General features: G+C 39.0%; 9 protein-coding genes. 8 read left to right on the top strand and 1 reads right to left on the bottom strand.

All coding sequences use genetic code 11. The features are described 5' to 3' along the window. The first annotated feature begins 9 nt into the window (after positions 1-9). Together CA2015_RS11745 and CA2015_RS11750 are read left to right on the top strand one after the other, a co-directional pair. On the top strand, positions 10-768 hold the full coding sequence (locus CA2015_RS11745) for an SDR family NAD(P)-dependent oxidoreductase (protein WP_048642091.1): 759 nt from the start codon (positions 10-12) through the stop codon (positions 766-768). 23 nt (positions 769-791) lie between these two features. After that, positions 792-1,652 (top strand): fumarylacetoacetate hydrolase family protein, encoded by an 861-nt coding sequence (locus CA2015_RS11750; protein WP_048642092.1) that lies wholly within the window; start codon positions 792-794, stop codon positions 1,650-1,652. A 59-nt stretch (positions 1,653-1,711) separates the two neighbouring features. Here CA2015_RS11750 and CA2015_RS11755 read toward each other — a convergent pair whose 3' ends face one another. Beyond that, positions 1,712-2,413, bottom strand: a complete 702-nt coding sequence (locus tag CA2015_RS11755; RefSeq protein ID WP_048642093.1) for a FadR/GntR family transcriptional regulator — start codon at positions 2,411-2,413, stop codon at positions 1,712-1,714. A 757-nt stretch (positions 2,414-3,170) separates the two neighbouring features. Between CA2015_RS11755 and CA2015_RS11765 the strand changes: the two genes are divergently transcribed. The 6 genes from CA2015_RS11765 (at position 3,171) to CA2015_RS11790 (ending at position 12,356) form a co-directional block, all read left to right on the top strand. Then, positions 3,171-6,392 (top strand): SusC/RagA family TonB-linked outer membrane protein, encoded by a 3,222-nt coding sequence (locus CA2015_RS11765; RefSeq protein WP_048642095.1) that lies wholly within the window; start codon positions 3,171-3,173, stop codon positions 6,390-6,392. A 27-nt stretch (positions 6,393-6,419) separates the two neighbouring features. Next, a complete protein-coding gene (locus tag CA2015_RS11770; RefSeq protein ID WP_048642096.1) occupies positions 6,420-7,907 on the top strand; it encodes a RagB/SusD family nutrient uptake outer membrane protein in 1,488 nt (495 codons plus the stop codon). A 37-nt stretch (positions 7,908-7,944) separates the two neighbouring features. Beyond that, positions 7,945-9,105 (top strand): sialidase family protein, encoded by a 1,161-nt coding sequence (locus CA2015_RS11775; protein ID WP_053086681.1) that lies wholly within the window; start codon positions 7,945-7,947, stop codon positions 9,103-9,105. A gap of 123 nt (positions 9,106-9,228) precedes the next feature. After that, positions 9,229-10,035: an SGNH/GDSL hydrolase family protein gene (locus tag CA2015_RS11780; RefSeq protein WP_048642098.1), complete on the top strand. Its 807-nt coding sequence runs from the start codon at positions 9,229-9,231 to the stop codon at positions 10,033-10,035. A gap of 27 nt (positions 10,036-10,062) precedes the next feature. Beyond that, on the top strand, positions 10,063-11,178 hold the full coding sequence (locus tag CA2015_RS11785) for a sialidase family protein (protein ID WP_053086682.1): 1,116 nt from the start codon (positions 10,063-10,065) through the stop codon (positions 11,176-11,178). Positions 11,179-11,189: 11 nt separating this feature from the next. Next, on the top strand, positions 11,190-12,356 hold the full coding sequence (locus CA2015_RS11790) for a sialidase family protein (RefSeq protein ID WP_053086683.1): 1,167 nt from the start codon (positions 11,190-11,192) through the stop codon (positions 12,354-12,356). The last annotated feature ends 120 nt before the right edge of the window (positions 12,357-12,476 follow it).

Below are 12,476 nucleotides of genomic sequence, written 5' to 3' on the forward strand. Positions count from 1 at the left end.
TCATAGTAAATGAAGGGGAAAAATGTTTTGGTCACCGGTGGGGCAAGCGGAATAGGATTGGCAATAGTAGAAAAATTCGCGGCCGAAGGTGCCACAGTCTATGTGTTAGATTTTAATCAGGAAAATGGACAAGAAATTACGGAAAAACTTAAGGCTGAAAACCATGATGTGATTTTTAAGCAAACTGATGTTTCTAATCAGGCTCAAGTAAATGAAGTAATAGGAGGGATATCCGGTGAAATAGATGTGTTGATCAACAATGCAGGAGTCTCTCATATTGGAAACCTTGAATCTACGGAAGGGGCTGATTTGGACCGTTTGTTTGCAGTAAATATAAAAGGTGTATTCCACTGTTCAAAAGCTGTGATCGGAAGAATGAAAGCCAACGGTGGTGGAGTCATTATCAATATGGCCTCTATTGCGGCTACAGTGGGTATTCCTGATCGTTTTGCTTATTCCATGAGCAAGGGAGCAGTACTCAACATGACACTTACCATTGCCAGGGATTATGTCAAGGACAATATTCGTTGCAATGCGATCTCACCAGCGCGAGTGCATACTCCATTTGTAGACAATTATATTTCCAAAACCTATCCGGGAAAAGAAAAAGAAATGTTTGAACTATTGTCGGCAACTCAACCTATTGGAAGAATGGCGGCGCCAGAAGAAATAGCCAGCATGGCTTTTTTCCTTGCTTCTGATGAGGCCAAATTTTTGACTGGGGCTGATTATTTGGTTGACGGAGGGTTTTCTAATTTAAAAATGTAATTACTTTAAACTATAATTAAAAAATGAAACTAATAAGATTTGGAAATGTAGGGCAGGAAAAGCCTGGAGTTATAACCGCAGAAGGTAAAAAAATTGATTGTTCGGCTTTTGGTTCAGACTGGACTGCCGATTTTTTAGGTGATGAAAGTAACCTGACAAAATTAGCGACCTGGCTGGAAGCAAATGTAGCAAGTTGCCCCGAAATCCCTTCTGATGCAAGATTAGGTTCTCCAGTTCCTTTTCCATCCAAAATTATTTGTGTAGGGTTGAACTATTCTTTACACGCAAAAGAAAGTGGGATGGCTGTTCCTGAGCAGCCTGTTTTATTTATGAAAGCAACCTCCGCGCTTTCAGGACCTTTCGATCCAATTGTGATTCCAAAGAATTCCCAAGCCACGGATTGGGAAGTGGAGTTGGCGATAGTAATAGGCAAAAAAGCTACTTATGTATCGGAAGAAGATGCCATGGATCATGTGTTTGGCTATGTAGTTCACAATGATGTAAGTGAGAGAGATTTTCAGTTAAGGCATGGTGGACAGTGGGTAAAAGGTAAAAGTGCTGATTCATTTGCTCCACTAGGACCTAACTTGGTGACCAAAGATGAAATCGCTGACCCTCACAATTTGAGATTATGGCTTAAGGTAAATGATGAAATGTTGCAAGACAGCAATACTTCTGATTTGGTATTTAATATTCCTCAGCTAGTGAGTCATATCAGTCAATACATGAGTTTATTACCTGGTGATGTTATCAGTACTGGTACACCAGCAGGAGTAGGAATGGGATTGAAACCACCAAGGTACTTGAAAGCAGGTGATGTTGTAGAACTAGGTATTGACGGTTTAGGTGTTTCTAGGCAAGTTGCTGAAGATTACAAAGGCTAAAAAGTAAACTTATAATATTTATTGAATGAAACGGGCAGAAATTTATCTGTCCGTTTTTTTTATTCTTCTACAGTGTCCAAATACACTTTCAAATGTATGCTCATTTTTTCCCTAAAGGATTTGGGAGTTCCCTTTTGAAGATCTACGAGTAGGTCTCTGTGTGTGACGGCATTCTTGACCTCAGATTTGCTGATGATTTGTCCGCTGTGAACAAGGTTGAATATGGGTAGAAGCATTTTCTGAAACCTCAAAAGTGTTTGATTTCCTGAGATCTCATACAGCATGGAATGAAACTCTACATCATACCTGTTTTTTAGAAACCTGTCTTTTGTTTGCTCTTCTTTTTTTACAAGCTGCTCAAGTTTTTCCAGGTTGGCTTTAGATTTTCTCATAAAAAGAAAATCTGTAATCCCCATTTCCAAAACCAATCGCAACTCAAAAATATCTTGAAGTGTGGCACTGTCCAATAGCATTGGGTTCAACACCCGTTCAAAGCTACCTAAAATATCGGGTTGGGTTAAAATGATTCCCCTATTCCTTTTGGACTCTATTAAACCCAGGGTTCTAAGTCTGGAAAGTGCCTCTCTTAAAGCTGTCCTGCTAACACCCATTGACAATGCCAATTCCGATTCCTTTGGAATGGCATCACCAGGCTGGAGATTGGCTTCTGCGAAGTATTCTCTAAGGTTTTGCTCAACCCTGTCTACCAAAGATAGGTTGGTGTCCAAAACCGGTTTTGGCTTGACATTGAATTTACTCACGGATGCTTTTTGGTTTATTTATTCTTGCAAATATAATAAGTATTATTAAACCTGTCCTGCAAATGGGTGTTGACCCCTTGTCCTAAATACCATAATATTCCATAAATATGCCTTTTAACTCTCCTAATGGCTAATTGTGAAGAAGATTGCTTTGGGGATTTAAAATAAAAATTGATTTTCCTTAATAAATAATACATAAATAACTGTAAGAATGTAGCTTTTTTGCCAATTTGAGGCTAATTGTTGTTGGTTTAGACCTATAGGTTCTTCAATTTACAATTCAATATTAATGGTTTTAATTGATGATTTAATTTAATATTTCTTATTAATTTTAAAAATATTATGGCATTAGTTTGAATTTTAGTTTTATTAAGGAGCTTAAATTGCCAAAAAATTGCTTCTGGTTTATAATTTTTGAATGGTTTGAAAGTGATTGTTTAAGGTTAAGCATGAATTGAATTTTCTTGGTATTTTATTTGGTTTCATTTATTCTAATTTTCTATGAAAGTGTAAAGTTTTGTGTAGTTCCATTAATTAAAATTAAATACTTTGAATGAAAATGATCCCGACTTTCCAAATTTGATTTGGGGTAGAAAAAAAGCATTACAATTTTTAAACTTTTAGATGACCGGATTTTGAGGGCTGGATTTATTGATTATATTTGAATAAATAATACATATTATAATTTAACTTTAATCCCTATAAATAAGTCATTTGTAGGGGGGAATCATTGGTACATAGTATAAATAGGACAAATATGATCGAGAAACTCTACGCACAATGGTGGCAATCCGTTTTTATGGTGTTGCTGCTAGTATCCTTCTCAACAGAGAAGTCATGGGCACAGTCAAAAGATGTAACGGGGACAGTATATTCCAAAGAAGATGGAAGTACTATTCCTGGTGTTAACATTATAAACCTGGGCACGGCAACGGGGACTGTTACCGATATGGATGGGAAGTTTTCCATTAGCCTTTCCGGTAACAATACCGTTTTGAAATTTTCTGCTATTGGTTTTAAACCTCAAGAAATTAGCATTGGTAATCAGACCAATATCGATGTAAACTTAGAAACAGCACTTGGTGCCTTGGACGAAATCATCGTTGTAGGTTACGGTGAGCAGTCCAGGGAAAAATTAACCACTGCAGTAAGTACAGTAGATACCAAAGTCCTTGAAAATGTACCTTTAGGTAATGCTGCTTCAGCTTTGCAGGGTACTGTATCCGGTGTTCGGGTGCAAACTTTGAGTGGTCAGCCTGGTGCTGCACCAAGAATAATCGTAAGAGGTGGAACTTCTATAAACGACCCAAACGGTGCTCAGCCTCTATATGTGGTCGATGGTGTAATTAGGGATGATATTCAGGGGATCAACCCTATGGATATCGAATCCATGCAGGTCTTAAAGGATGCTGCTTCTACAGCTATTTATGGGTCTAGAGCTTCTAATGGTGTTGTTATTTTAACGACCAAAACAGGTAAGGCTGGTGATACCAAGGTTACCTATAGGTATACGATTGGCACCTCACAATTAAGAAAAAAATACGATCTATTATCGGCTAGGGATTATATCTACTATGGTAGATTAGGTGTGGCAGCCACAGGTGAGAAATCACCCTCACGACTTGCCATGTTAAGTGGTTCTTTTGGTTTTGGGACGGGCAATGACCTTACCAATAATACGGCTTATACTACTCAGTATCTGACTCCCGATAATGAGTACAAGCTTAGTGAAGGATGGGAAAGCATGCCAGACCCACTAGATCCTAGCAAAACCATCATTTTTGATGGGGTAGATTGGCAGGATGTATTGTTCAGAACTGCGGTGACTCAAGACCACTATTTGAATTTATCGGGAGGTACTGAAAAAGCAACCTTTAATATAGGCGTTGGTTATGCTGATATGGATGGTACAGCTATTACTACCAATTATAAAAGATTTACTACCAATATGAATGGTAGGCTAAAAGTAAATGATAGATTATTTGTTTTTGCAGGTTTAAATTTTACCAGGTCTTCTGATAATTTGGTTTACAGTGAAAATAGCTTGTTTGAAAGATCTATCGCTACTCCTCCCACTGCAAAATATACATTTGAAGATGGCACATTATCGCCTGGTGTAAATCGTTCTTTGGGTAACCCGGCTTATCATTTAAGTCGCAGTACCAATGACAATACACTAACTCTTATGACCTTGAGTGGTGGTGCCAATTGGGAAATTGCCCCTGGTTTGAGCTTTGAGCCTTCAGTTTCCTTATTTTCCAAAACAAATACTGCCAATACCTTTTTGATGTCTTACCTTAATTCTCCTACGCAGTTGGTGGAGAGCAGGAATGCAACAGGAAGTCAAACAAACTGGGAGCAATTACAGTTGGATGCAGTTTTAAACTATGAAAAAAGCTTCGCTCAGCAACATAATTTCACTGCCACCCTTGGCTATTCAATGTACCAGAGAGACAATTACAGTCTTTATGCTGAAGGTAGAGGAGCTGCTACAGACCTAATCCCAACCTTAAATGCTTCAGGTGAACCTGTGCAGGTTTCCAGTTCAAAAGGGAAGCAATTGATCTTGGGTTATTTTGGCAGAGCAAATTATGATTTTGACAATAAATACCTTGTGTCAGTGAGTGCCAGGTATGATGGCGCATCTAATTTGGGTTCTGAATACAAATGGGGTTTCTTCCCAGGGGTATCTGCAGGTTGGAACTTACACAATGAATCTTTTTGGGATTCACCAGCAGCTATCGATAAGTTCAAGTTGAGAGCAAGTTATGGTCTCAATGGTAACCTTGGTAACTTAGGTGATTTCCAAGCTCAAGGAGCCTATAGTGTAGGAGGTATTTATCAAGGGAATGCTGCAGTTGAATACACTACCATTGCCAACCCAAATCTAAAATGGGAGCAATCCAGAACCTTTGATGTTGGATTTGATGCAGGTCTATTCAATAATAGAGTTACGGTTTTGTTTGATTATTATCAAAGGGTAACTTCTAATCTTATCACCACCTTGGCCATGCCTAAATTGACTGGTTTCACCAGCATTTTAACCAACCTGGGTAGTTTGGAAAACAGTGGTGTAGAGCTTGAAGTCAATTTTAATGCCCTAGAGACCAAAGACTGGTTGTGGAATATTGGATTCAATACTTCTTTTGTAAAGAACAAGATATTGGAACTGCCTGAAAATGACAATGAAAACAATAGGATAGGTGGCTTATTCCTTTATGATCAGGAACTTGGAGACTATGCTTGGAAAGGCGGTTTGCAAGAAGGCGGTCAAATCGGTGAGATGTACGGCTACAAATACCAGTCTGTATTCCCTACTGACGAAGCAGCGGCTGCAGCACCTCAGGATGTAATCATGGCCGGACCAGATCGTACCAGACTTGGTGGTGATGTTGATTGGCTAGATGTTGATGCAAATGGTGTAATTGACACAAGAGATAGAGTTTATATGGGGAATATTTTCCCTAAATGGACTGGTGGATTTTCTAATAATGTAAATTATAAAGGAGTCAATCTTTACCTAAGAATGGATTATACCACAGGTCATACCATTTATAACTATGTAAGAGCAAATCTTGATGGACAGTTTGTAGGAAATACAAATATGAGTTCGAATATCACGAGGTCTTGGGAAAATCAGGGTGATGTGACAGATGTTCCTAAATTTTACTGGGCAGACCAAGTTGCTCAAAGTAATTATTGGAGAGGAGATCCTAGAAATGTAAACAATGGAGGAGGAAGCTCAATACATTATGAAAAAGGAGATTACCTGGCGCTTAGAGAGCTTACTATAAGCTATGATTACGCTGCAGAATGGTACAGGAAGATAGGGATAGAGAATGTTAGACTAAATCTTACTGGCAATAACTTGATGTATTTCACCAATTTCAGTGGACTTTCTCCGGAAGACGGAGGGATGAATAGAGGACGTTTCCCTGTTCCTCGTAACATTATGTTAGGTATTAACCTTTCCCTTTAATTAAGTCCTGATTAAACAGAAAATGTCATGAAAAAATTAGTTAATAAAAAGATATACCTTCTCGGAATTATAGTATTCCTTTTTAATTATTCCTGCATTACGCCTTTGGAATTAGCCCCTATCAGTTCAATAGGTGCCAACTCTTTTTGGCAATCAGAGCAGGATGCTACTGGAGGAGTAATAGGAATGTACAACCAGTTTAGGGACTTGTCCAACAGGACCCTTTACCTAATGGGAGAGGCTAGAAGTGAAGTAATGGGCCATGGCCTTCAAAATGCGGATTATAGGCAAAAGTATTTTGAAAACGACATGAATGAAGGTAATGCTGATTTGGATTGGTTGCAATCCTATAGGGTGATTAATTATGCCAATCTGGTAATTAAAAATGTTCCCAATATTACATTTCCAAATGAAGGGAAGAAGAAAGACTTATTAGCTCAGGCTTACAGCATGAGAGCATTTGTTTATTTTGTTCTTGCGAAAACTTGGGGAGATGTTCCTTTGATAACAGAACCTGTAGAAGGCTATGATGCCGAAACTACTTTTCAGGAAAGAGCAGCAGTTTCTACTGTATTTGATCTGATTAAGGCAGATTTGGATATGGCGGTAAGTTTGTTTCCAAACAATGAATTTGAAAATGGCCGCTCCATGTGGTCCAAGCCTGCAGTCAATACCCTTAAAGGAGATGTTTATTTGTGGACAGGAAAAACCATGGGTGGTGGAGATGCTGATATCACGATTGCTTTGAGTGCTTTGAATGATGCTAAAACAGCTGATTTAACTCTTTTGGATGATTACTCTAGGGTTTTTGACTTCGACAATAAAAGAAATAATGAAATAATTTTCTCTGTTCATTTCAATGATTTTGAGGTTTCTAACAATATGTTTTCTGATATGTATATCAATGCGCTTGATTTAAGGGAAACCTATACTCCCGAGACTTTGGACGCGATTGGTACTCCAGGGGGATTTAACTGGTGGGCTCCCTCTGCTTTAATGAGAGATCAGTTTATGGATGAAGATAGTCGTAAGGATGGTAGTTTCTATGAAATCTACGATTACGAAGCGGAAAATCCTTTTATAACTTCAATTGTAGTAAAAGGAAGCGGCTATACTGAAGCAGGCTCCAGAATTTTTCTTGATGATATTGTGATTTATAGGTATGCTGAATTGCTATTACTTATCGCAGAGGCAAAAAATGCCCTTGGTCAGGATCCTTCTGCTGAGATAAATGAGGTAAGAGCAAGAGCTTATGGAGAGAATTTCTCTAGTTATGCATTTACTAGTGGTTCTCAAGCTGAAAATGATGAAACAATATTACAGGAAAGATTATTTGAATTGGCATTTGAGGGAAAAAGATGGTGGGATCTGATTCGTTTCGATAAAGCATTTGAAAAAGTACCATCCTTACAAGGGAAAGAAGGTCAAAACCATTTATTAGTTTGGCCAATAACTTTGGAAACCATAAGTTTAAATTCTAAAATAACTCAAAATTCAGGTTACGAGCAGCAATAAAAATGCAAACGTAAACCTATAAATAACCCTAACAACCATGTTTAAAATTCACCAATTTTTAACCCTAACCTTGATCATGGCTGCCCTTTCCCTTTCGGGGAAGGCGCAGCATGCTCATTTAAATGCCGACAATGGAAAATCCATCTCCACCGGAGCTTTGGTACACCATAATGTTGAAGAAATAAAAGGCCTTAAGATGGGGCCTTTTGTTAAATTGGACAATGGGAATATTCTGACAGTGGAGGGAACCGATTGTTTAATTAGTAGTGACAATGGGAATTCATGGGAAAACTATCCTGTATTTGATGATGCGGAAAATTACCTAATTTCAAATGAACGGGCCATTCTTAAGACCAGCAATGGTGTGATTATCCTGGCCTTTATGAATTTACAGGAAAGAGCCAATTGGAACTGGCAAGAGGATATTTCGGACTCCCCGGGAGCCAGACTTCCTACCTATACCGTGAGAAGTTTAGACGGTGGTAAAACCTGGCAAGATGTGCAAAAACTTCATAATGAATGGACCGGTGCTGTTCGCGACATGATAGAAACTGAAAATGGGAATATTGTTTTCACTTCAATGATGATGAGACACCACCCGGGACACCATACGGTATTGACTTATAAGTCGGGCAATGAAGGAAAAACCTGGGAAAGATCTAATATTATTGACCTTGGCGGCATTGGACACCATAGCGGTGTGACAGAGGCAACCCTTGAGGAGCTTAAATTTGGGAAATTATGGCTATTGATGCGCACCAATTGGGGGACATTTTGGGAGGCTTTCTCTATGGATGATGGGATAACCTGGGAGAATATACGGCCAACAGACATTGAGGCTAGCTCTGCCCCAGGACTTCTTAAAAGACTCGAAAGCGGTAAATTGATTTTAGTTTGGAATAGAAGATTCCCTGAAGGTACAGATCAATATCCTTCAAGGGGTGGAGACCGCCAATGGTCGGAAGTAGCGGCTAGTAACCATAGGGAAGAATTGTCCATCTCCTTTTCTGAAAACGATGGAAATACCTGGTCAGAGCCAATAGTAATTGCTAAAGTTGGTGAAAACCAAAAAGCTGATCCAACCTATAAGTGGGTTTCTTATCCTTATGTTTTTGAACGAAATCCTGGAGAATTGTGGGTGACCACCATGCAAGGAGGTCTTAGAGTTAAATTTAATGAGAAGGATTTTACACATTAATTGGACCATTGGAGAAAAGCAAACTTGATGAGAAAATCAAATTTTTTTTCAAGTGGCAAACCCGGTTAAAATAAGTGTTTATCTACCTGTTTCGAGTTTAAAATGTTTACCTAAATAAAGAAAATGAATAAACTCTCTAGAAGAAGGTTTTTTGAAAAATCTTTATTTCTGCTTCCGTTACCGGCGATTTTTTCCTTTACCAATAAACCTATAAGCTTGGAGGATACCTCTATCCCCCCACTTTCAGGTGAAAGTGACAAGGAACGGATTGTTACCTTATTAAAGGATAAAGCGCCAATGATATGGACTTTTACTGGAGACAGCATCACCCATGGAGCAAAACACACCCATGGATACCGCTCTTATCCCGAAGTTTTTGGGGAGCGCATTAGATGGGAATTGGGCAGAGTAAGAGACGTAATTATAAATACTGGAATCAGCGGAAATACAACGGAAACCATCCTTCAGGATTTTGACTGGAGAATCAAACAGTTCAAGCCCAATGTTGTGTCCTTGATGATTGGCACAAATGATTGTTTCAATGAGAAGGTTTCGATAGAAGCCTATGAAGAGAACCTTAACCTATTGGTTGAAAAATTCAGAGGGCTTGGCGCCATCCCAATTTTTCATACTCCTAATCTAATTATCAAAGAATTGGATACTTCTAGAGCAAGCTTGGATAAATATGTTGCCGTAATAAGGAAGGTCGCATTAGAAGAAAACATAATCCTGGTTGATAATTATGGGCATTGGCTTGAGACAGCCGAAAAGACTGACGGTATAAATGTTAATAAAGAGTGGTTGAATGATCCCCTTCATCCAGATGGCGAAGGCCATTCGGAAATAGCACGACTGATGTTCAAGGAGCTATCCATTTTTGATCCTGAAGCACCTACCTGTGGTGGATCTTATTATGAAGGGGAACATTAAATGGGACCTAAGTGCAAAACAATATTGATGAAAGAAATTAGATTTTTGGTATTAGCGGGTATTATTCTTCTGAGTTTCGTGAATTTTTCTGAAGCTCAGGTTCTATTGGACCCTTCAGAAGTGGTTCTCCATATAGGGAAAGATGGGCTTCCACCTAGAAATAGTGAAGGAGCCTTTATTCAATTGAAAGACGGAAGGATTTTATTTGCCTATTCTAAATTTGAAGGAGGATCAGGTGACCATGCTAATGGATCAATCGCTGGACGTTATTCCTCAGATGGAGGGAAAACCTGGACAAAAAATGATGAGGTAATCGTTTCCAATGAAGGGGGAATGAATGTCATGTCTGTTTCATTTGTAAGGTTAGCCAATGGTTCAATTGCCCTTTTTTATGCTAGGAAAAACTCATTGGATGACTGTAAACCCATACTTAGAATCTCTAATAACGAGGCACAAACTTGGTCAGAACCTATCTCTGTAATCAGTGACAAGGATGGTTATTTCGTGTTGAACAATGACAGGGTGATTCAGCTTCCTAGCGGAAGACTTCTGGCACCTGTTTCTTTGCATAAAACAGCTGGAGTTGATTTTAGCATGCGTGGTAGTATTTATTGCTATTACTCTGACGACAATGGTATAACTTGGAAAAGCAGCAAGGAAATGCCCAATAAAGGCGAGGTGGTAGTTCAAGAACCGGGAGTAGTACGGCTAAAAAATGGAGACATTATGATGTGGTTAAGAACAGATCAAGGTGTACAATTTATGAGTAAATCTAAAGACAGTGGACTTAGCTGGGAAGAAGTGCAACCATCAAAAATTGTCTCCCCGAGAGCTCCGGCCTCTCTAAAAAGAATCCCTAAAACCGGAGACCTATTGTTGATATGGAACAACAATAAAAGTTTAGATAAAAAGGCAGCCACTTTCAGAACTCCACTGACTGCAGCTATATCTAAGGATGAGGGCAAAAGTTGGATACACCTAAAAGTACTTGAAAATGATCCCGAAGGTTTCTTCTGCTACACAGCGATCACTTTTGTGGACAATGAAGTATTACTAGCCTATATGGCGGCAGAAAGATTGGGGTTGAAAGACAAAATACCTTTAGTAGTGCGGAAATTAAGTTTGGATGAATTTTACGACTAAATGATATGAATATGACGATGAACAAGTTGAGTGGTGCCATCAAAATGCTGGGTTTAGCAGCTTTAGTAACTTATGGTTGTGGCGGTAAGCCTGTAGAAGATCAGACGGCTGAAGCCAATGAGGCTGAAAATGAAATTGTAAGCGTTCCTGGAAGTTTGGTCCTCAATCCTGGAGACAATAACCCAAGAAACAGTGAAGGTGATTTCATTGAGTTGAAAGACGGAAGAATGCTCTTCGTCTATTCTCATTATTATGGCGAGTCTTCCAGTGATCATGCGACAGCTTATTTGGCTGGACGTTTTTCAGATGACAAGGGACAGACCTGGACATCAGAGGATGTGGAAGTTTTACCAAATGAAGGAGGAATGAATGTGATGTCAGTTTCCTTGTTGCGATTGCAAAATGGTGATATCGCCCTGTTTTATTTGAGGAAAAACAATACGGACGATTGTATTCCATACATGAGAATTTCGAAGGATGAGGCCAAAACCTGGTCAGACCCTATTGCATGCATTACTGACAATGAAGGTTATTTTGTGCTTAACAATGACAGGGTTATTCAACTTGAAGATGGGACTTTAGTTTTAGCGGTAGCCAAACATGCCGGCCCTGGAATGGAATGGAGAGGTAGAGCTGACCTTTTTGCATATTCTTCTACCGACAATGGAAAAACATGGAAAAGTAGCGAATTGGTACCTAACCCAAAAGAAATTGTTTTGCAAGAGCCTGGTTTGGTTGAACTTAATGATGGTTCACTTTTGATGGTAATTAGAACCGATGCTGGGGTTCAATGCTATTCTTATTCCACGGACAAAGGTAAAACCTGGTCAGAGGTGGAAAAAAGCAACTTAATATCACCTGTTTCTCCTGCCACAATTGAAAGAATTCCTGGTACAGGAGACTTATTGGCTGTTTGGAACAACAACCTATCAAAAGATCCGGATGTAGCAAAGCTTAGGACACCATTGAGCGCTGCCATTTCTAAAGACGAAGGTAAAACATGGAGCAATTACAAGACTTTGGAGAACGACCCTGATGGTTGGTACTGCTATATCGCCATGGATTTTGTAGGTGATGATGTATTATTGGGCTATTGTGCGGGTAACAGGCCAGCTGGAACGGGCCTTTCAGTTACCAAGATAACCAAGCTTGGTACGGATTGGTTTTACAAAGATTAATTGATTTTAAAAATTCTAAGATTACTGGAGTGATCTTTTATTCAAACAATTCATTTTTCTTCTTTGTAAAAAGAGCATCATGAAGGATAAGGCAAAATAAAAAATGATGAGCAAAGCCGA

Source organism: Cyclobacterium amurskyense (genome assembly GCF_001050135.1).
Classification (GTDB): domain Bacteria; phylum Bacteroidota; class Bacteroidia; order Cytophagales; family Cyclobacteriaceae; genus Cyclobacterium; species Cyclobacterium amurskyense.